Here is a 21288-nt window from a genome sequence, read left to right as displayed (position 1 = left end):
GGTCCGAGGTCCCGGCCGGGGGCGGGGCCCGAGCCGGGGTCGGGGCCCGGGTCGGGGGCGGAGGGCGGCAATGGCGGGTTACCGCCGGTTCTCGCTGTCCGGAAGAGTGGACTTGGACAAGCGTCCAAGTCAAGGGTCCCGGAGTCTTGACTTGGACGGTCGTCCAAGAGACCGTGACGGCGTCGCCACCGGCCCCGCGGGGCTTTTCGAAGGGACCCACACGCCCCTCGGAGCGTTTCCGCACATCCCGCGCAGGGCCCGCCCGCTCCCGCAGAGGTCCACGAAAGGCCCGCCACCATGGCAAGCGCCCGCCCCGACGCCGCAGCCGCCGCGCCCGTCCCGCGCCCCGCGGGCTTCGCCGACCTGGAGAAGGCGACCGCCGGCCTCCAGCCGCCCTTCGCCGTCGTCGACCTCGGCGCCCTGCGGGCCAACGCCGCCCAGATGGCCCGCCGCGCCGGCGGCAAGCCGATCCGCCTCGCCAGCAAGTCGCTCCGCTGCCGGGCCCTGATCGACGAGGTCCTGGCCCGCCCCGGCTTCTCCGGCGTCCTCGCCTTCACCCTCCCCGAGGCCCTGTGGCTCGCCTCCCGCGACCCCGCCGTCGACGTCCTCGTCGGCTACCCCACGGCCGACACCGACGCGCTGGCCCGGCTCGCCGCCGACGAGGACGCCGCCGCCCGGATCACCGTCATGGTCGACTCCGCCGAACAGCTCGACCTCCTCACCGCCGCCGCCGGCCCCTCCGGCCCCCCGGTCCGGGTCTGCCTCGACCTCGACGCCTCCCTCCGCCTGCTCGGCGGCCGGGTCCACCTCGGCATGCGCCGCTCGCCCGTCCACGCCCCCGCCGAGGCGGCGGCGCTGGCCCGCGCCGTCGCCGCCCGGCCCCGGCTGCGCCTGGTCGGCGTGATGGCGTACGAGGGGCAGATCGCCGGCGTCGGCGACGACCAGCCGGCCCAGGCCCGTCCGATGCGCGCCGCCGTCCGCGTCGTCCAGCACCTCTCCGCCCGCGAGCTGCGCGCCCGCCGGGCCGCCGCCGTCCGCGCCGTCCAGGAGGTCGCCCCGCTGGAGTTCGTCAACGGTGGCGGCACCGGCAGCCTGGAGACCACCTCCGCCGAACCCGCCGTCACCGAACTCGGCGCGGGCTCCGGGCTCTACGCCCCCGCCCTCTTCGACCACTACCGGGGCTTCAGCCCGCTGCCCGCCGCCTTCTTCGCGCTCGCCGTCGTCCGCCGCCCCGCCCCCGGCCACGTCACCGTCCTCGGCGGCGGCTGGACCGCCTCCGGCGCCCCCGGCCCCGACCGGCTGCCCGTCCCCGTCCACCCGGCGGGCCTCGCGATGCTCGCCGCCGAGGGCGCGGGCGAGGTCCAGACCCCGCTCGCCGGACCGGCCGCCGACACCCTCCGGGTCGGCGACCGGGTCTGGTTCCGGCACGCCAAGGCGGGCGAGCTCTGCGAGCGCGTCGACGTCCTCCACCTCGTCGAGCACGACCGGGTGGTGGCCGCCGTCCCCACCTACCGGGGCGAGGGCATGGCCTTCCTGTAGGGGCGCCGCGCCGGGACCCGCCGGCCGCCCGTTGCGGTACGTTGACCGCGCCCCACGCCCGTCCCCCGTCCCGAGGAGCCCGTGCCATGTCCCGACTCTCCGCCGGCGAGCGCCGCGAGCAGCTGGCGGAGGCGGCGATCCGGGTCATGATCCGCGACGGGGTCGCCGAGACCACCACCCGGGCCGTGGTCACCGAGGCCGGGGTGCCGCTCGGCGCCTTCCACTACTGCTTCCGCTCCAAGGAGGAGCTGTTCCAGACCGTCATCGAGCGGATCATGGAACGCAACCTCCCGCCGGCCGGCCCCGCCCACCCCGAGGGCGCCACGCCCCACGACAAGGTCCGCGCGCTCCTGCGCTCCTACTGGGACCAGGTCCGGGCGCGCCCGGACGAGCACCTGGTCACGTACGAGGTCACCCAGTACGCGCTGCGCCGCCCCGGGCTCGCCGACCTCGCCCGGCGGCAGTACCGCCACTACCAGGACGTGTACCGCGCGCACCTGGAGTCGATGGCCGGCGCCGCCGGTCTCGTGTGGACCGTGGACCTGGCGGTCCTCGCCCGGTACGGCCTCGGCGTCCTCGACGGCCTCACCCTGACCTGGCTGATCGACCGCGACGACGTCCGGGCGCTGGCCGCCCTGGACGAGTACGCCCGCTACCTCGCCTCGGTCGCCGCGCCGGCCGACCGGGTCGCCGACCGGGTCGCCGACCGGCCCGCCGGCTGAGCCGGGTCCCCGGGCTCAGCGCTCGCCGTCGGCGGGCCGCGTCTCCTTGACGGTGTACGTGGCGGCCGGCTCCCCGGCCCCGTCGCCGGACTTCATCGCCCGCGACTCCGCCTTCAGGATGCGGGACGCCTTGCCCGCGCTGCGGGCCAGCTCCGGGAGCTTCTTCGCGCCGACCACCAGGGCGACGACGATCAGCAGGATCGCGATCTCGCTCAGACCGAACATGGGCACTCCAGGCGGGGGACGGGACGGGGGCTCGGACCAGCGACAATCTACAGGGACGTAGAACGTCCGGGTAGGGTCGCCCCCGCACGACGACCGGGCCGGGCGCGGCCCGGACGAGCGGCCGGGAAAGGACAGGAGGACGACGGATGAAGAAGCGGGACGCCGCCGGCGCGGAGGCGGCCGGCTCCGCGCGCCGGCGCGGCCAGGGCGAGCTGGAGGCCCAGGTCCTCGCCGCCGTGCGCGCCGCCGGGGGACCGGTCACCGCGGGCCTGGTCAGGGAACGGCTCGGCGGGGGACTCGCGTACACCACCGTCATCACCATCCTCACCCGTCTGCACGCCAAGGGCGCCGTCGCCCGCGAGCGCGCCGGCCGGTCCTTCGAGTGGACCGCCGTCGCCGACGAGGCCGGCCTCGCCGCCCTCCGCATGCGCCGGGTGCTGGACGGCGAGGGCGACCGGGAGGCCGTCCTCACCCGCTTCTTCACCACCCTCCAGGCCTCCGACGAGCGGCTCCTGAGGGACCTCCTCGCCCGGGCCGGGGAGGACGGGGAGGACGGGGAGGACGAGGGGGACGGGGCGGACGGGGAGCGGCACGGGACGGGGGAGGACTGACACCGTGGGCCTCTTCGTCTTCCTGCCGCTCGTCCTGCCGCTGACCGCCTGGCCCGTCGCGCGCCTCGCCGAGCACCACCTCCACCCGCGCACCGCGACCCGGCTCCTCACCGCCGTGGCCGCCGTGCTCGCCGCGTGCAGCACCCTCTGCCTCGGCCTCCTCATGGTCGTCGGCACCGCCCAGCTGCCCGGCAACCCCCTCCCCGACGCCTGGTCGGACCCGGAGGTCCGGGCCGCCCTGCCCCACGACGAGGTCGCCGGCAAGGCGGCGATCCCCGCCCTCCTCGCGGTCACCGGCGTCTGCGCCCGGGTGCTGCTGCGCCACCGCCGGATCCGCCGCCGGGCCGCCCGCGCGCTCGCCGGACTGCCGGACGCGCCCGTCGCCGTCCTGCCGGACCCGGCGCCCTACGCGTACGCCCTCCCGGCCGTCCGCCGCGGCTCCCGGGACCGGGTCGTGGTCAGCCGGGGCATGCTCGCCCTGCTCCGGCCCGCCGAGCGCCGCGCGCTCTTCGCCCACGAGCGGGCGCACCTGACGGGCCGCCACGACCGGCTGCTGCTCGTGGCCCGGCTGGCCGCGGCGGCCAACCCCTTCCTGCGCCCGCTGCGCACCGCCGTCACCTACTCCGCCGAACGCTGGGCGGACGAGGAGGCCGCGGTACGGGTCGGGAGCCGGCGCGCGGTCGCCCGGGCCATCGGCCGGGCCGCCCTGGCCCCCGCCGGCGCGGGGCCCGCGACCCTCCCGGCCTTCGCCGCCGCCGGACCCGTGCCGCGCCGGGTCGCCGCCCTCCTCGCCCCGCCGCCGGCCCCCCGCGCCTGGCCGCCGGTCTTCACCGCCGTCGGCCTCGCCCTCTGGGGCGCCGTCACCGGCGTCGCCGTCTCGGCCCTCGCCTCCGCGAACTCGGCGGTCACCCTCTACGCCGTCCTCAAGGCCGCGACCCCGCTCTGACCTGCCGGGTTCCTCCACCCCCCAGCCGGGCGACGCGGAAAAAGGGGTGCGGGCCCCGGCCGGGCGGGGCTAGGGTCCGGCGCATGTGCTCCGTCCTCCACGACTTCCGGTCGACCCGGCTGCGTTCCGCGCGCTGACCGCGGTTCCGGCCCCGTCGCGCCCCGCGCGGCCCCGTACGCCTCCTCCGCCCGTCCGGGCGGAGGAGGCGACGGAAGCGTGCGCGCGCGTCCGGGCCGCCGGATCCGGGTCCCCGTGCCCACCGTTCGCCTCCGGACGACGAGGACTCCTTCCCATGCGCGCAGACCCGCGCCCCACCTTCCTGTTCGTGCACGGCGGTTCCAGCAACGCCCGTGCCTGGGGACCCCTCCAGAACGAGCTGGCCCTGCGCGGCCTCCGCTCGTACGCCGTCGACCTGCCCGGCCACGGCGACGCGGCCACCGGCCCCGCCGCGTACCACCGGCAGCCCCGTGACCCCGCGGCCCTGGCCTCGGAACCCTCCCCGATGCACGGCGTCACCCTCGCCGACAACGTCCGGCACGTCGTCGGCGTGCTGCGGCGGCTCACCGCCCACGGGCCCGTCGTCCTGGCCGGCAACAGCCTCGGCGGCCTCACCCTCACCGCCGTCGTCAACGCCGTCCCGGACCTCGTCCACCGGGTCGTCTACCTGTCGGCCCTCTGCCTGGCCGACCCCGCCCTGCTCACCGGGGCCCGGGACGTCCCCGACGACAACCTCCTCGACGCGGCGGCGGCCCGGATCGCCGTGCCGTACGACGCCCCCGGGCGCGACCCGGGCGTCGTCCGCCTCGACTGGCGCCGCGCGCACCACGACCCGGAGGTCTTCGCCCTGCTGAAGGCCGCGATCATGGCCGACGCCACCGACCACCGCTTCCGGCTCTTCCTCGACACCCTCGACGCCGACGAGAACCACGGCGTCCTGGAACCGGCCGCCCTCGTCGACCCCGGCGCGTGGCGCCGGGTGCCCCACACGTACGTCCGGTTCTCCGCCGACCGTGCCCTCACCCCGGCCGTCCAGGACCACATGATCCGCACGGCGGACGCCCTCACCCCGGACCACCCCTTCGAGGTGCACACCCTGCCCGTCCCGCACGTCGGGTACGTCCACAGGCCCGAGCCCTTCGCCGACCTCCTGGCCCGTCTCGGCTGATCCGGGGCCCGCGCCCCCGGCGGCCGCCGTACCCCCACGGCGGTCACCGGGGGCGTCGGGCGGGGTCACCCGATGGTGTGCACTCTTCCCGTGCGCCGGGGGCGTGCGCCTCCGGTGCGGTCCGGAGGCGGTGCGCCGGATGCCTAGACTCCGCGCCCATGTCGCTCTGGCTGCTCAACCACCTCAGCTCCTTCTCCCTCGCCCTCCTCCTCGTCGGCGGCACCGTCGTCCTCGCCGTCACCGGCAGCGTGCTGCTCCGCCGCCGCCATCCGTCGCTCGCCGGAGGGGAGCACAACGACATGGTCGGCGTCACCCTCGGGATGTTCGGCGCGATCTACGGCATCATCCTCGCCTTCGTCATCGTCACCCTCTGGACCCAACTGGAGAGCACCCAGACCATCGTCGCCGCCGAGGCCACCGACGCGGCCCTCATCGCCCGGGACGCCGCCGCCTTCCCGCCGGAGGTCCGGTCCGGCCTCGACGCGGCGCTCAGCGACTACGTCCACGCCGTCGTCGAGCAGCAGTGGCCCCTGATGCGCGAGGGCCGGCCGCAGTACGGCGCCACCGAACGCAGCCTCGTCGCCGCCTTCGAGGTGCTCCAGACCTACGACCCGAAGACCCCGCGCGAGGAGGTCTTCTACGAGGAGGCCGTCTCGCACCTCAACGACGTGGCCGCCCAGCGCCGGGCCCGGATCACCATGGCCGAGCAGGAACTCCCGCCGCTGCTCCAGGTCCTGGCCTTCGGCGGCGCGCTCGTCCTCGTGCCGCTGACCTTCCTGTACGGGATGCGGCGGCTGCGGATCCAGCTGCTGTTCGTCGCCTCCGTCGCCGCCCTCATCGGCTTCAGCCTGCTCCTCGTCCTCGTCCTGGACCGCCCCTTCTCCGGCGAGCTGAGCGTCAGCCCCGCCCCGTACAAGGAGGGTGCGCTGGCCCGCTACTGGACGCCCTGACCCCCCGGACGGACGCGCCCGGGTGGCCGGACCGCCGCCCGTGCCGTCCCATGGCGGGGAGCGTCCGCGCGGGGGAGCCCGGCAGGACAGGCGGGGAGGCGCGGTGGAGTGGAAGACCCGGGCGCGGGGCCTCCGCGCCGGCGCCGAGCGCCGCTTCCCGGTCCTGACCGAACTGACCGCCCGGCTCGTCGACGGCAACCTCCTCGACGCCGGCACCCGCCTCGCCGCCCAGGCATTCCTCGCCACGATCCCGCTGCTCTTCGCGCTCGCCGCCTTCGCCCCCGCGGCGGTGCGCGAGCAGCTCCTGGAGTCCCTGCGCGCCGTCTTCGGCCTCACCGGCCCCGCCGACGCCGAACTCGAGCGGGTCTTCGACCGCACCACCGCCGCCGAGGTGCGGGAGACCACCGGCGCCGTCGGCGTCCTGATCGCCCTCGTCTCCGCCACCAGCTTCAGCCGCGCCATGGCCCGGGTCTGCGAACGGGCCTGGGGCCTGCCCAAGGCCGGCACCCGGATCGCCGCCTGGCGGTGGGCGGTCTGGCTCCTCGCCCTCGTCCTCGTGCTGCTCCTCCAGGCCCCCATCCGGGACGGCTTCGGCGCCGGCGGCTGGCTGGGACTGCCGCTGTACTTCCTGGTCAGCACCGGCGTCTGGCTCTGGACCCAGCACCTCCTGCTCGCCAAGCGCGTCCCCTGGCTGCCGCTGCTGCCCGGCGCCCTCCTCGGCGGCACCGCCACCACCGTCCTCGGGGTCACCGCCCGCTTCTACATGCCGGGCGCGCTCAACCGCGCCCTCGCCGAGTACGGCGCCCTCGGCCTGGTCCTCACCCTGCTGTCCTGGCTGATCGTCGTCTGCGCCGCGCTGACCTTCGCCTTCACCATCGGAGCCGTACTCGCCCGCGAACCCGCCCTCGCCCGCCGCCTCGGCACCGACCGGGCCGCCCGCCCCGCGGCGACTGCTCCCGACGGCGGAGCCGGACGCACCTGACGGGTGAGCGGCCGCCCTGACCGGCCCAACGGCGGGCCGCACGAGTGGTGGGCCGCCCAGGGCCCTTCGAGACTCCCCGCATGACACAGCACACGACTCGCCCCCCGGCTCGCCCCCGGAGACGCGCCGGGGCGACGGGCCTCGCCTGCGCCCTGGCGCTCGCGGCCGTCCCCGCCCTGGTGCTCGGCCCGGCGGCCGTGCCCGCGGCCGCCGCCGGCCTCCCCGGCGGCCTCGGCCCCTGCGTCGCCGGCGACCCGCCCGGCTGCCCCTCCCCCTTCCCCGAGATCGACAACGATCCGGTCAAGGGCCGGGACGACGCGATCAACATCTACGTCGGCGGCGACTACCTGGTCCGCGGCCGGGCCGCCGAGGCCGAGGGCCGCGTGGTCGTCCTCGACTCCTTCGACATGAGGAAGGACGCGGACGGGATCTACAACGTCGGCGAGGTCGGCGTCGGTTCGAAGGTGCCGCCCTCCGAGGGCGCCGACTGGCTCACCACGGGCGGCGACGTCACCGTCGCCGCGGGCCAGCGGCTGCTGGCCGAGGCCGGCGTCGTCCGCCATGCGGGCGCCGTCACCGGCACCGTCCAGTCCACCCTCGAACAGGACGACGACGCCACCGCGCCGTACACCGCGCTCCGCGACCGGCTGACCCGGGCCAGCCAGTGCTACGCCCGCGTGGACGGCGTCCCGCGCACCCCGACCGGCACCGCCGTCAACCAGGGCGAACAGACCCTCTTCACCGGCGACGGCAGCTCCCCGCTCCAGGTCTTCACCGTCGACTTCGACATGGTCAAGCCCACCGACAGCCAGCAGGGCGTCGTCTTCGCGAACATCCCCGCCGGCGCCACGATCCTCGTCAACGTCCTCGGCGCCGACCGCACGATCAACACCTACAGCGGCGCCATCGCCGACAAGGACGACCCGCTCAACGCCCACCGCGAGCGGCTGCTGTGGAACTTCCCCGACGCCACCGAGGTCGACCTGGTCGGCACCGGCCAGTTCCAGGGCAGCTTCCTCATCGGCAACCAGGCGTCCACCACGACCGTCTCCCTGCCCGGGATCAACGGCCGCTTCTTCACCACCGGTTCCCTCACCCACACCAGCTCCGCCACGGGCGGCGGCGGCCAGGAGTTCCACGCCTACCCCTTCAACGGCGACCTGCCGGACTGCGACACCCCCAGCACCGTCACCGGCGAGGTGCGGGTGACGAAGACCGACGCCGAGACCGGCGACCCGCTGCCCGGCGCCACCTTCCAGCTGTGGGAGGAGACCAACGGCGTCCCGGGCCTCCAGACCCAGGGCATCAACCCGGACACCACCGTCTCCGTGCCGTGCACGACCGGCGCGGACGGCGTCTGCTCGCGGACCGTGGAGACCGGCACGTACTACTGGCAGGAGACGAAGGCCCCGGACGGCTACGACCTGCCGGCGGACCCCGTCTTCGGACCGCTCGTCCTCACCGGGGCGAACGCGCCGGCCGGCGTGGGCGTCGAGGCGGACAACACCGCCACCCCCGTCCCGCCGGTCACCGGCGAGGTCCGGGTGACGAAGACCGACGCCGAGAGCGGCGCCCCGCTGTCCGGCGCCACCTTCCGCCTGTGGGAGGAGACCAACGGCACCGCCGGACTCCAGACCGGCGGCGCCGACCCCGACACGGCGGTCGGCACCCCGTGCACGACCGGCGCGGACGGCGTCTGCTCGCGGACCGTGGGGACCGGCACGTACTACTGGCAGGAGACGGCGGCCCCGGACGGCTACGACCTGCCGGCGGACCCGGTCTTCGGACCGCTCGTCCTCACCGAGGAGAACGCGGAGGCCGGCGTCGACGTCCGGGCCGCCAACTCCCGCACGCCCGTCCCGCCGGGGACCGGGTCGGTGCGGCTGTTCAAGACCGACGCCGACAGCGGGATGCCGCTGCGCGGCGCCACCTTCGAGCTGTGGGAGGAGACCAACGGGGTCGCCGGGCTCCAGACCTCCGGCGCCGACCCCGACACCCGCGTCGGCGAGCCCTGCACCACCGGCTTCGCCGGACTGTGCGGCTTCGGCGAGCTCGACCACGGCACGTACTACCTGCGGGAGACCGGCGTCCCGGACGGCTACGAGCCGCCGCGGAACCCGGTCAGCGGGCCGTACGTGGTGAGCGCGGAGCAGGAGGTCGTCTTCGTCGCCCTGGACAACCGGCGCGGCGACGGCCCGGACCCCGGCCCCGACCCCTGTGAGCCGAAGGGCTACGGCGACGAGGGCTACGGCGACGAGTGCCCCGACGGCGCGCACCGCGCCGCCACCGCCTGAGCGGACGGCCTCCCGGGGGCGGACGGTGACCACCGTCCGCCCCCGGGAGCGTCAGCGCACCGGCGCGGTGCTCTCCCCGGGGACGAGGGCGGGCAGCAGCAGCCGGGGCCGCGGATCGGGGCGCGCGCCCCGCGAAGCGGCGCCGAGGGCGAGGCCGACGGCCTGCCGGGCCATCTCCCGCTTGGGGAGGACCACGGTGGTGAGCGCCGGTCCCGAGAGCAGCCCGGCCGGGGTGTCGTCGTGCGCCACCACCGACAGCCCGTCCGGGACGCTCCGGCCCAGCATCCGCGCGGCCTCCAGGGCGGCGACCGCCAGGACGTCGTGGGTGGCGAAGAGCGCGGTGGCGTCCGGATGGTCCCGCAGCGCCTCGAGGGCCGCCGCGAGCCCGCCCCGGAAGGTGGGGTCGGCCGCCGTCCGCACCGCGTCGTCCGGCAGCGGCATTCCGTCCTCGCGGAAGGCCCGCCGGAAACCCGCGGTCCGGACCGTGTGCGCCGGGCTGGCGAGGACCAGCGCCCGCTCGTGGCCGAGCGCCCGCAGGTGCCGCCCGGCGAGGTGGCCGCCGTGCTCGTAGTCGACGGTGACGACCGGGAAGCCGTCCGGCAGCGCCGCCTCCCAGGCGCACAGCACCACCGGGAAGCGGACGTCCGCGAGGAGCGGCAGGTGCCCGGTCAGCCCCTGGTCGCCGGCGATCAGGAGGGCGTCCACGGACCGGGCGGCGAGCCCGGCCAGATGGCGCCGGGCCCGCTCCCCGTCGAGGCGGGTGGTGCACAGCAGCAGCCGGTGGCCGCGCTCCTCCAGGGCGTCCTCGACCTCCTCGACGACGTCCGCGTAGAACGGCGCGGAGACGGTCGGCACGAAGAGGCCCACGGTGCGGCTGCTGCCGGTGGCGAGCGAACGGGCCACCAGGTTGGGAACGTAGCCGAGTTCGGCGATCGCGGCGCGGACCCGCGCCTCCGTGGCCGGGCGGACCGTCACGCGGCCGGTGACGACGTTGGAGACGGTCTGCTTGGTGACGCCGGCCCGCTCCGCCACGTCCTGCATGGTGACCATGACGCCCCCGTCGTACCCGCCCCGCCCGCCGATCCCGCCCGGCTCGCAACGTAACCGGGCCCCCACCTGCGGTCAAGGCGCGGACGGAAGAGGCCCGTTCGCCATTCTGGCCGCCAACTCCCTTGTACCGAAAGGGACCTGAGGTGTCAGGGCTCTTGTTTTACCGGTCAAATGCGCTCTAGGGTCCGTGCCGTCAGCGGCTCGACTCCTCCACCCCAGGGAGTGCCCGTGCACCTTCCGCGCAGCAGATTCGTGAGCACGCTCGTCGCGGCGGCCCTCGCCGCGTCCGGCGGCGCCGCCCTCGCCGCCCCCGCCCCCGCCCCGGCCGCCCCCGCGTCCGCCACCGCCTCCTACACGGTCACCGTCGGCGCCAAGGGCACCTGGAACCGCCCCGACGACACCCCCGCCAGCCCCTACATCGACAAGGACGGCACCTTCTACTACCAGCAGGCCCACGCCCTGTACGGGACGAACGACCCCCGCAAGTGGACCTTCTACACCGGCACCGACTTCGACACCGCGAACCGCTCCGCCGCGATCAGCGACGCCGTGAACCCCGCGAACCCCGCCGACCGCAACGACGACACCACCTGGCGCTGCGACAACAGCCCCACCGGCGTCGAGTCCACCCCCGCGCCGGCCGGCAGCGGCTACGCCCACCGCAACTACTGCGACCTGACCGGACTGTGGGTCGACCCCGACACCGGCGACTGGTACGGCCTCATCCACAACGAGTTCACCCCGCAGCCCTTCGCCGACGGCATCCACTACGACGGCATCGACTACGCCGTCTCGAAGGACCAGGGCCGGACGTGGACCGTCAAGGACCACGTCATCACCTCGCCGTACAGCACGAAGCGCGGCGACACCGCCGCCTTCCCGCAGCAGACCTACCACTACGGCACCGGCGACCCCCGGCTCTTCGCCGACACCGCCTCCGGCTACTTCTACGTCTTCTACGGCTCCCGGATCGTCAACAAGGGCGGCGGCTGGGCCGCGTTCTACGGCCACGTCGCCCGCGCCCCCATCTCCGGGAAGATGGCGCCCGGTTCCTGGCGCAAGTGGTACGACGGCGCCTGGACCCAGCCCGGCGTCGGCGGCCGGGAATCCACCATGGTCCCGGTCGGCGCGGGCAGCGCCACCGGCTACGTGCCCCCGGCGAAGGAGTACTCCCCGGCCAGTGCCGGCACCGTGGCCCAGCAGGTCGCCGCCGGACTGACCCCCGCGACCTCCCCGCTCTTCGTCATGGACATCACCTACAACGCCCACCTCGGCCTCTACGTCGGCGAGCCGCAGGCCGTCGACCAGAGCGGCAACGCCCCGCAGGAGCTGTACGCCACCGCCGACCTGACCACCCAGAAGTGGTTCCGGCTCGGCGACACCGGGAGCTACCGGACCGCCTCCTGGTACCGCTGGTTCCTCGACAGCGGCAGCCGCACCTCCTCCGGCATCACCGGCAAGGACTTCCGCGCCTACTGCTCCTTCGGCTGCTCCGGCGGCGCGAGCGGCGAGTACGTCAACCTGTCCCTCGGCACCGACGCGCCCGCCGCCCCCGTCGACACCACCCGCGCCCACCGCATCTCCAGCGGCGCCGGCCGGGTCCTCGCCCAGGTCCAGGGCGGCTCCGCCACCACCTCGGCGGCCGCCCCCACCGGCTCGGCCCTGGAGGCGTGGACCTTCACCGCGAAGGGCGACGGCTCCTACCGCATCGCCAACGCCGCCACCGGCAACCTCCTCGGCGTCGCCGCCACCGGCCCCGCCACCCGCGCCTGGGGCACCCGCCCCACCGCGACCCCGGCGGCCCAGGGCCCCGGCCAGGACTGGTGGGTGATCCCCGGCGCCTCCGCCGCCGACCACGCCCCCACCGGCACCTACAAGCTGGTCAACCGCTACAGCGGCCTCGTCCTCGGCCTCTCCGCCGACCCCGCTCGCCCCGCCGAGACCACCCCCGCCCGCAGCTGGACCGACACCACCGGCGGCACGGTCGGCGGCGGCCGCACCCCCGCCGAACAGACCCTGACGCTCACCCCCACCGACGCGCCGCCCGTCCTCGACGGCGTCCACACCCTCACCACCGGCGGCCGGGCCCTCGACAACCCGAACAGCTCCACCGCCGACGGCACCCGGCTCGTCACCTGGACGGCCAACAACGGCGCCAACCAGAAGTGGACCCTCACCCGCCGCACCGACGGCTCCTACGAGCTCCGCAACAACGCCTCCGGCAAGTGCGCCGACGTGGAGAACGGCTCCACCGCCGCGGGCGCCCGCGTCATCCAGTGGACCTGCCACGGCGGCGCCAACCAGCGCTGGTCCCTCACCCGCCTCCCGGCCGGCACCCACACCCTCACCTCCGTGGGCAGCGGCCTCCTCCTGACCACCGCCTCCACCGCGAACGGAGCCGAGGTCACCCAGCAGCCCGACACCGGCGCCGCCCTCCAGCGCTGGACGGTCAGCTGACGGACAGCCGGTCCGGCGGCGCGGACGCCCGCTTCCCCGACGCCCGCGCCGCCGCCAGCACGTCCAGGACCCGGTAGGCCGCCGCGAGGCCGTACGTCCGGCCCGCCGGGGAGAAGGACGGCACCGGCCCCGGCGCCCCCGGGGCCGGGACCGACCCCGCCCGCAGCACCCCGTGGCCGAGCACCGGCCCCCACGGCCCCGTCGGGGCCTCGCCGGGACCCGCCATGACGGCCGGGGCGTCGTCCGGACGGTCCACCACCCCCGGATGCTGCGGCCAGAAGCCGCTCTGGGCGAGGAAGTCCGCGCCCACCGGCACGTACGCCGTGTCGCCCGGCACCCCGCCCCCGCCCGCCCCCGCCGAGCCGGGCGCGGCGAACACCAGCCGCGCGCCCCGCGCCTCCCCGCGCGGCCGGACGGCGAGCGACCACGGGCGGGGCGACAGCGGCACCACCACCGCCCCGGCGCGCAGCGCCCCCAGGAGCAGCACGGGGAAGGCGGGCACGTCGGGCAGCCGCAGCCCCACCCGGTCGCCGGGCCGCACGCCGTGCGCGAGCAGCCCGCCCGCCACCCGCGCGCTCGCCTCGTCCAGGTCGGCCCAGCCGAGCACGGCCCCGCCGACCCGTACCGCCGGCTCCTGCGGACACCGCCGGGCTGCTTCCACCAGGACGACCACGAGGTTGGTCACGTCACTCCACTTTCACACGCGTACGGACGGGGACGGGGGTCGGGACGTGGACGATCTTCGCCGGACCGGGCGGGCCCGGACCATGTCGGCGCGCACAGGGTCTGCTGTCACGCCGGACAACCACCACGGGGGAAGTTCCGGCGTTGGAACACCTACGGCCCGTCACTGCGCCTAGGCTCTCCCGAATGCACGCAACAGCCGCACGGCGGCAGGTGGCCGAACTCTCCCGGAAGCTCGCCGCGAGGATCGACGACCTCGCGGCGGACATGGCCCGGAACACGTACGACCACATCGAGTTCTACCGCAGCACGGTCGTCGGCCCCGAGGACCTGCGGGCCTCCATGCGGCTCAACGTGGCCTACATCATCGACCACCTCGCCGACCCGGAGTCCGGTGCCGTGGACCTCTCGGGACCCACCGAGACCGGCCGCAGGCGCGCCCTCCAGGACGCGCCGCTGACCGAGGTCCTGCGCGCCTACCGGCTCGGGTTCCGCCACTTCTGGGACGAACTCCTCCTGGAGGCGCGGAAGGCGGGCGGCTCCGCGCCCGACGCACTCCTCGACGCCGCCTCCGCCATCTGGGAGCTCGCCGACACCTACTCGACCACCCTCACCGACGCCTACCGGCAGACCCGCGCGGAACGGATGGTGGAGACCGACCGGCGCAGGTCCGCCCTGGTCGCCGAGCTGATCGACGGGCCCTCACCGAACAGCGAGACCGTCTGGGAGGTCGCCCGGATCCTCGACTTCCCCTTCCAGGGCACCTTCCTCGTCGTCACCGCCGAGGGCGTCACCCCCGGCGAGCCGCCGCTCCCCGGCCTGGAGAGCCGACTCCGCGCCGTCGACGTCTCCTCCGCGTGGCGGGCCCAGCCCGGCTCCGAGACGGGGGTGCTCTCCTGCCCCCAGCGGGGACGGGTGGACGCCGTCCTGGAGGCCGTGCGGTCCGTCGCCACCAGCCGCGTCGGCGTCAGCCCCGTCTACGAACGGCTCGACCGGACCGGCCACGCCCTGCGGTACGCGCAGGTCGCGGCCGAGTCGCTGCCGCCGGGCGCGGTCGCGGTCCGCCAGCTCGACGACACGCCGCTCACGGAGCTGGTCATGAACAACCTGGAGACCACCCAGCGGGCCGTCCACCGCATCCTCGGCGGGGTGCTCTCGCTGCCCGAGGAGGACCGCACCACCCTCCTCGCCACCGCCCGCGCCTGGCTGGAGGCGCACGGCTCGGCCACCGAGGCGGGCCGGGCCCTCTACTGCCACCCCAACACCGTCCGCTACCGGATGCACCGCCTGGAGGAGTTCCTCCGCGGCCCGCTGGAGGACCCCCGGATCGTCGCCGAGCTCTCCATGGCGCTCGACGCCGTCGGCACCTTCCCGGCGCTCCTGGAGCTCCGGCGGTCCTGAGCGGCGCCCGCGCGGGGAGGGACGACGTACCCACCGGCCGTTTGGGTGCCGGGCCGTGGCATCTACGATGTTCCGACGCGCATTCGCCTGGTGAATGCGGACTGCGGACCTGACCCGCGACCGCGCAAGGAGCCCCCATGCCCGCCGCCCTCGACCGCGCCCCGGACACCGGCGCCCCGACCGGCGAGCTGCTCGACCGGGCGCTCGCCCCGCTCGGGGCCCCCGCCTGCCACCTGCTGACCGGGAGCGGCCGCACGGTCGCCCGCACCGCCGCCGCCCGCGCCGAACTCCCCGCCCCCCGCGCCGCCGACCTCCTGCGGACCGGCCGCGGCACCACCCTGCGCGTCGACGACGGCGCGGCCACCGACTTCGACGCCTGGCACCTCTACCTGCCCGAGCCGGTACGGGTGCCGGCGCGGGCCCTGGCCGAGGTCGCCGCCCTCCTCGCCCGGCACCGCCGCGAGCGGGAACCGGAGCAGGTGGCGGAGCGGGCGACCGCCGAACTCGCCGACGCCCTGCGCGCCTTCGACGCCTTCACCGGCGAACAAGCTGATCGCGTGGCCGCCTTCGGGTCCTGTGCCGAGGAACATGACGGCTCCGCAGGGGAGTTCGGCATGACCGGCGAGGGGGACGGATCCACCCGGCTGCGGGCCGCCCTCGCCGCCTGCGGCCTGGGGGAGACCGGCCCCTACACCGTCGTCGTCGCCTCGCTCGCGCCGCGCGGCGAAGCCGGGGACGCGGCCGCCGCCCTCGCCGAGGCCCTGCGCCACCTGCCGTCCGCCGCCCGCGCCGTCACCGAGGACCCGGACGGCGGCGCGACCGCGGTCGTCGCCCGCGAGCCGGACGCCGGCTACGACGTGCGCGCCCGGCTCGGCGAGGTCTGGCCGCTCATCCACGGCTGCCGCCCCGAGGCCGCCCCGCACGCCGGGGTGAGCGGCCCCGTCGACGCCCCCGAACGGCTGCCCGCCGGCCTCGCCCAGGCCCGCTACGCCCTGGCCGCGGCCCGGGCCACCGGCCCCGCCGGGCCCCGCGTGGTGGGCCTCGGCGACCTCGACGGACTGGACATGCTGCTGGCCGGAGTCCCCTCCGACGTCCGGGAGGTGTACCGGGACACGGTCCTCGGCCCGCTCCTGAAGGCCGGCCGGGGATCGGCCCCCATGCTCCTGGAGACCCTGGAGTCCTTCCTCGCGCACGACCGCTCCTGGGCGCGGACCGCCGAGGCCCTGCACGTGCACGTCAACACGGTCCACTACCGCGTGTCGCGGATCGAGGAACTGACCGGCCGCGACCTGTCCCGGCTCGACCACGCGGCGGATCTGCGCGCGGCCCTCCTGTGCCGCTGACGGGAGCGAACCGTTCCGCCCCGGAGGGCCGGCTTCCGTCCGGCGAGGCCGCCTCGACCGCCCCGGCGCCCGCCGTCCACCGCCCTTGACAAGGCGGCCGGGATCGGGAGGGACTGGGTGCCGCGCCGCCACCGAGGCCGGCGGCACACCCGAGGGGGCGATCACGCATGACCCGACCCGACAGCGCGGGACCCGGCGAGCGCGACGGACTCGGCGAACACGGCGGGCCGGGCGGACATGACGGACTCGGCGAGCGCGGAGGGCCGGGCGGAGACGGCGAGCCGTACGACGTCGTCATCAGCGGGGCGAGCCTCGCCGGCAGCGCCGCCGCGATCCTCCTCGCCCGGCGCGGCGCCCGCGTCGCCCTGCTGGAACGGCGCTCGGACCCCGACGCGTACAAGGTGCTCTGCACCCACGCCCTCACCGCCTGTGCCTACCCCGTGCTCGACGAGCTCGGCCTCGTCCCCGCCCTGGAGAAGGCCGGAGCGGTGCGCAACGAAGCCCGCTGGCACACCCGTTGGGGCTGGATAGAACCGAGGGCGGCGCCCGGCGGGCCCGAACTCCCGTACGCGTACAACATCCGGCGCAGCGTCCTCGATCCGCTCGTCCGGTCCCGCGCCGCGCAGACCCCCGGCGTCGACCTCCTCCTCGGCCACCGGGTCACCGGACTGGTCCGGGAGGCGGGCAGGACCGTCGGCGCGACCGTCGCGGCGCCCGGCGGCGCACGGGAGTTCCGGGCCCGGCTGGTGGTCGGCGCCGACGGCAAGGACTCGCCCGTCGCCGGATACGCCGGGGTGCCCACCGAGCGGCACGAGAACACCCGCTTCGGCTACCTCGCCCACTACCGGGGTCTCCCGCTCCACGGCGGGATCGGCCAGACCTGGTTCCTCGAACCCGACATGGCCTACGCCTTCCCCAACGACGACGGGGTCACCGTCCTCGCGGTCCTCCCCGACAAGAAGCGCCTCCCGGCCTTCCGGGAGGACCTGGAGGGCAGCTTCGAGGCCTTCGTCCGCGCCCTGCCCGAGGCGCCGCCCCTCGACTCCGCCGAACGCGTCTCGAAGATCATCGGCACCCTCGACCACCCCCTGGTCACCCGCGACCCGACCGCCCCCGGCCTCGCCCTCGTCGGCGACGCCGCCCTCGCCGGCGACCCGCTGTGGGGCGTCGGCTGCGGCTGGGCCCTCCAGAGCGCGCAGTGGCTCGCCGAGGCCGTCGCCCCCGCCGCGACCGGCCGCGGCGACCTCGACGCCGCCCTCGCCGTCTACGACCGCACCCACCGCCGCCGGCTCCGCCCCCACCAGCGGATCGCCGCCGACTTCGCCCGGGCCCGCCGCTTCAACGCCCTGGAACGCCTCATGTTCTCCGCCGCCGTCCGCGACCCCGCCACCGCCCGCCACATGTACCGCTTCGCCTCCCGCCTGATCAGCCCCCTCGGCTTCCTCGGCCCCCGGGCCGTGGCCCGCGCCGCGGCCGTCAACCTCCGGCACCGGGCGCGCGCGGACCGGAGGGCGGGACGCTGATCCGGGCGCGCCGGACCGTCGTTACGATGCGGACGCGCGAGCCCCCTTCCGGCCCGCGCGCACCGACCAGTGGGGATGGACATGCGCTTCGCCGTGCTCGGCACGCTGCGGGTCTGCGACGACCAGGACACCGAACTCACCCCGCACTCGCCGATGGTGCGGACACTGCTGGCGGCCCTCCTCCTCACCCCCGGCCGGGCGGTGCCGCTGGAGCGCCTCGAAGACCTCCTCTGGGGCGGCCGGCCGCCCGCCAGCGCCCGCGCCTCCCTCCACAACCACGTGGCACGCCTGCGCCGCGCCCTCGGCGACGCCTCCCGCGTCCTGAGCCGGGACGGCGGCCTCGTCCTCCGGGTCGAGCCGGGCGAACTCGACGCCGAACGGCTCGTGCGCGCCCTGGAGGAGGGCCGGCGGGCCCGCTCCGCCGGAGACTGGGCCCGCGCCGCGCGGGTCACGGAGGAGGCCCTGGCGCTCTGGCGCGGCGCCCCCCTCGCCGAACTCCCCGCGCTCGCCGACCACGCCGCCTCCGAGGCCTCGCGCTGGCAGGAGGCCCGGCTCCAGGCCCTGGAGCTGTGGCTCGACGCCGGGGCGGAGCTGGGCCGCCAGCAGGAGCTGCTGCCCGAACTGCGGCACGTCACCAAGGAGTTCCCCCTCCGGGAGGCGTTCCACGCCCACCTCCTCCTGGCCCTGCACGCCACGGGCCGCCGGAGCGAGGCGCTGGAGGCGTACCACGACCTGCGCCGCGCCCTCGCCGACGCCCTCGGCATCGAACCGGGCCCCGCCGTACGGGCCGCGTTCCAGCGGATCCTGGAGGACGCCCCGCCCGCCCCCGCGGCCGTGCCCCCGCCCCCGCCGGTCTCCGTCTCCGTGGCCGTCTCCACGGCCCCCGCCCCGGAGCCCCCCGCCGTCCCCATGGCGCTGCCCCGCGACCCGGTCTCCTTCACCGGTCGCGAGGCCCAACTCCAGGACCTGATACGGGAGATAGGCGAGGAGACCGGGCCCGGAGCCGCCCGTCCCCCGGCCGCCCTCCGCGTCCACGCCGTCGACGGCATGCCGGGCGTCGGGAAGACCGCCTTCGCCCTCCGCGTCGCCCACCAGGTGCGCGACGCCTACCCCGACGGCCAGATCTTCCTCCCCCTCCACGCCCACACCGCCGGCACCCCGCCCCTCGCCCCCGAGGACGCCCTCGCCGAACTCCTCCTCGCCGCCGGCGAGAGCCCGCAGCGCATCCCCGGCGGCCTCGCCGCCCGCGCCGGCGCCTGGCGCAGCCGGATCGCCGGCCGCCGCATGCTGATCGTCCTCGACGACGCCACCGGCACCGACCAGATCGAACCCCTCCTGCCCGGCACCCCCGGCTGCCTGATCCTCGTGACCAGCCGCCGGCGCCTGGAGGCCCTGACCGGCGCCCGCCCCCTCACCCTCGGCATCCTGTCCGAGGACGAGGCGGTCCGGCTCCTCAGCACCCGCTCCGGCCGGCCCGACGTCACCCGCGACGACCCGTCCGTCGCCCGCCTGGCCCGGATGTGCGGCCGGCTGCCGCTCGCCCTCAACCTGGTCGCGGCCCGGCTGCGCCACCGCCGCCACTGGACGCCCGCCGACCTCGCCGACGACCTCGGCTCGGCCGCCGGCGGCCCCGCCGCCCTCGCCGCCGAGAACGTGTCGGTGGCCGCCGCCTTCGACCTGTCCTACCGCGACCTCACCGACGGCGCCCGGACCCTGCTCCGCCGGATCGGCCTGCTGCCGGGCACCGACCTCGACCTCCACGGCGCCGCCGCCCTCCACGGCTCCGGACTCGCCGCCACCCGCGTCCTCGTGGACGAACTGTGCGACCGGCACCTCGTCGACGAACCCGTCCCCGGCCGCTACCAGACCCACGACCTGGTCCGCGAGTACGCCCGGGGCCTCGGCCGCGCCGACGACCCCGCGCGGTGCGAGGAGGCCATCGGCCGGCTGATGGCCCACTACCTGCACGCCGCCACCGACGCGAGCCTGCGCATCGCCCGCCACCGCGCCGACCCGCCGCCCCTCACCGCCCCGCGCCCCGCCGAACTCCCCGCCTTCGCCGACGCGTACCGCGCCACCGCCTGGCTGCGGGCCGAACACGCCAACCTGCGCGCCGCCCTCGCCCACGCCGCCCGGGACGGCGCCCACGAGGTGACGGTCCGCCTGTCGGCGGCCCTCCACGACTTCCTGCGCTCCGACGGCCACTGGGAGGAGGCCCGCACGACGCACCGGAGCGCGGTGAAGGCCGCCCGGAAGTCCGGCGACCGGCTCGGCGAGGCCGTGGCCCGGTACCAGCTCTCCCTCGTCGGCTCGCTCCAGGGCCGGTACGAGGAGGCCGAGGAGGGCATGCTCCACGCCCTCGGCCTCGTCCGCGAACTCGGCGACCGGGGCCGCGAGGGCATGGTCCTCTACGGCCTCGGCCGCGTCCTGCGCCTCACCGGCCGGTACGAGGAGGCGGCCGGCACCCTGGACGAGGCGCTGCGCCGCCTCGGCGACGCCGGCGACGACCTCGGCGAGGGCACCGCCCGCGTCGAACACGGCCACGTCCTCCAGCTCACCGGCCGCTACGCGCAGGCCGCGACGGCCCTCGAAGGGGCCCTCGACCTCTTCGAGGACGCGGGCGACAACCTCGGCCTCGCCAACGCCCGCGCGATACTCGCCGACACCTGCCGCTCCCTCGGCCGCTACGCGCGGGCCGCCGAACACCACCGCCACGCCCTCGGCCTCTACCGGGGCCTGGGCAACCGGCTGGGCGAGGCGAACGTGCTGACCGACCTCGGCGACGTCCTGCTCCTCACCGGGGCGCACGACCAGGCGACCGACGTCCTCGCCGAAGCCGTCGGCAAGCAGCACGAACTGGGCAGCAGGCTCGGCGAGGCCCAGGCCCTGACGTACCTGGGCCGGGTCCACCTCCGGCGCGGCGACGCCGGCCGCGCCGAGGACGTCCTCGCCCGCGCCCGCGCCCTGTGCACCGAGGTGAACAGCGCGATCGGCACCGCGTACGTCTCCCTGGCCGAGGCCGAGGCCGTCCAGCTGCGGGGCGACCACGTCCGGGCGGGGGAGGCGGCCGAGGAGTGCGCCGCGCGCTTCCGCGAACTCGGCGACCCCGGCGGCGAGACCGCCGCCGTCCACCTGCACGCCCGCGCCCTGCGCGCCGCCGGCTCCCCCGGACGGGCCCTCGCCCGCCACCGGGAGGCCCTCGGCCTCGCCACCCGGCTCCAGGCCCCCTACGAGGAGATGCTCGCCGCCACCGGCGTCGCCGACTGCCTCACCGACCTCGGCACCCCCGAGGACGCCGTTCCCCACCTGCGCCGGGCCCGGGACCTCGCCGAACGCCTCGGCGTCCCCGAGGCCGAGGACCTGCGGGGGCGGCTCGCGGGGCGCTCCTGACGGCGC

Annotated in this window: 16 protein-coding genes; 13 read left to right on the top strand and 3 right to left on the bottom strand. The window is 76.5% G+C overall.

Features of this window, described 5'->3' with window-relative positions; all coding sequences use genetic code 11:
* Positions 1-297: 297 nt before the first annotated feature.
* Positions 298-1539, top strand: coding sequence for an alanine racemase (locus IE326_RS01970; RefSeq protein ID WP_150235622.1), 1242 nt, complete (start codon positions 298-300; stop codon positions 1537-1539).
* Positions 1540-1625: 86 nt separating this feature from the next.
* The gene (locus IE326_RS01965; RefSeq protein WP_190040655.1) at positions 1626-2261 is read left to right on the top strand and encodes a TetR/AcrR family transcriptional regulator; all 636 of its coding nucleotides are present in this window, start codon (positions 1626-1628) and stop codon (positions 2259-2261) included.
* 15 nt (positions 2262-2276) lie between these two features.
* Here IE326_RS01965 and IE326_RS01960 read toward each other — a convergent pair whose 3' ends face one another.
* On the bottom strand, positions 2277-2486 hold the full coding sequence (locus tag IE326_RS01960; RefSeq protein ID WP_150235618.1) for a twin-arginine translocase TatA/TatE family subunit: 210 nt from the start codon (positions 2484-2486) through the stop codon (positions 2277-2279).
* A gap of 146 nt (positions 2487-2632) precedes the next feature.
* On the opposite strand from IE326_RS01960, the gene IE326_RS01955 reads away from it, so the two are divergent.
* From IE326_RS01955 to IE326_RS01930, 6 genes are all read left to right on the top strand, one after another.
* A complete protein-coding gene (locus IE326_RS01955; RefSeq protein ID WP_190040654.1) occupies positions 2633-3097 on the top strand; it encodes a BlaI/MecI/CopY family transcriptional regulator in 465 nt (154 codons plus the stop codon).
* Between the two features lie 4 nt (positions 3098-3101).
* Complete coding sequence (locus tag IE326_RS01950) at positions 3102-4043, top strand: M56 family metallopeptidase (protein WP_190040653.1); 942 nt, start codon at positions 3102-3104, stop codon at positions 4041-4043.
* A 292-nt stretch (positions 4044-4335) separates the two neighbouring features.
* A complete protein-coding gene (locus IE326_RS01945; RefSeq protein ID WP_190040652.1) occupies positions 4336-5208 on the top strand; it encodes an alpha/beta hydrolase in 873 nt (290 codons plus the stop codon).
* Between the two features lie 158 nt (positions 5209-5366).
* Positions 5367-6158 carry a bestrophin-like domain gene (locus tag IE326_RS01940; RefSeq protein ID WP_150235610.1) on the top strand — a complete coding sequence of 264 codons (792 nt, stop codon included), beginning with the start codon at positions 5367-5369 and terminating at the stop codon, positions 6156-6158.
* A 103-nt stretch (positions 6159-6261) separates the two neighbouring features.
* Positions 6262-7140 carry a YhjD/YihY/BrkB family envelope integrity protein gene (locus tag IE326_RS01935; protein WP_190040651.1) on the top strand — a complete coding sequence of 293 codons (879 nt, stop codon included), beginning with the start codon at positions 6262-6264 and terminating at the stop codon, positions 7138-7140.
* Positions 7141-7220: 80 nt separating this feature from the next.
* The gene (locus IE326_RS01930; RefSeq protein WP_150235605.1) at positions 7221-9434 is read left to right on the top strand and encodes a choice-of-anchor A family protein; all 2214 of its coding nucleotides are present in this window, start codon (positions 7221-7223) and stop codon (positions 9432-9434) included.
* A gap of 51 nt (positions 9435-9485) precedes the next feature.
* Here the strand turns inward: IE326_RS01930 and IE326_RS01925 are convergent, their stop codons facing one another.
* On the bottom strand, positions 9486-10484 hold the full coding sequence (locus IE326_RS01925; RefSeq protein ID WP_190040650.1) for a LacI family DNA-binding transcriptional regulator: 999 nt from the start codon (positions 10482-10484) through the stop codon (positions 9486-9488).
* Positions 10485-10736: 252 nt separating this feature from the next.
* On the opposite strand from IE326_RS01925, the gene IE326_RS01920 reads away from it, so the two are divergent.
* The gene (locus tag IE326_RS01920) at positions 10737-12941 is read left to right on the top strand and encodes an RICIN domain-containing protein (RefSeq protein ID WP_308440296.1); all 2205 of its coding nucleotides are present in this window, start codon (positions 10737-10739) and stop codon (positions 12939-12941) included.
* Here IE326_RS01920 and IE326_RS40510 read toward each other — a convergent pair.
* On the bottom strand, positions 12934-13626 hold the full coding sequence (locus tag IE326_RS40510) for an AMP-binding protein (protein WP_229915169.1): 693 nt from the start codon (positions 13624-13626) through the stop codon (positions 12934-12936). The two genes, IE326_RS01920 and IE326_RS40510, sit on opposite strands and share 8 nt — an antisense overlap.
* 185 nt (positions 13627-13811) lie before the next feature.
* Between IE326_RS40510 and IE326_RS01910 the strand changes: the two genes are divergently transcribed.
* From IE326_RS01910 to IE326_RS01895, 4 genes are all read left to right on the top strand, one after another.
* Entirely contained in the window at positions 13812-15026 is a 1215-nt protein-coding gene (locus IE326_RS01910) for a PucR family transcriptional regulator (RefSeq protein WP_150235599.1), read from the top strand.
* Positions 15027-15163: 137 nt separating this feature from the next.
* The gene (locus tag IE326_RS01905) at positions 15164-16369 is read left to right on the top strand and encodes a PucR family transcriptional regulator (RefSeq protein ID WP_190040648.1); all 1206 of its coding nucleotides are present in this window, start codon (positions 15164-15166) and stop codon (positions 16367-16369) included.
* 167 nt (positions 16370-16536) lie between these two features.
* Positions 16537-17892: an NAD(P)/FAD-dependent oxidoreductase gene (locus IE326_RS01900; RefSeq protein WP_190040647.1), complete on the top strand. Its 1356-nt coding sequence runs from the start codon at positions 16537-16539 to the stop codon at positions 17890-17892.
* Positions 17893-17973: 81 nt separating this feature from the next.
* Positions 17974-21282, top strand: coding sequence for an AfsR/SARP family transcriptional regulator (locus tag IE326_RS01895; RefSeq protein ID WP_190040646.1), 3309 nt, complete (start codon positions 17974-17976; stop codon positions 21280-21282).
* Positions 21283-21288: the final 6 nt, after the last annotated feature.

It is taken from the genome of Streptomyces filamentosus (genome assembly GCF_014654895.1).
Classification (GTDB): Bacteria; Actinomycetota; Actinomycetes; order Streptomycetales; family Streptomycetaceae; genus Streptomyces; species Streptomyces filamentosus.
This window is presented reverse-complemented; position numbering and strand designations above follow the sequence as displayed.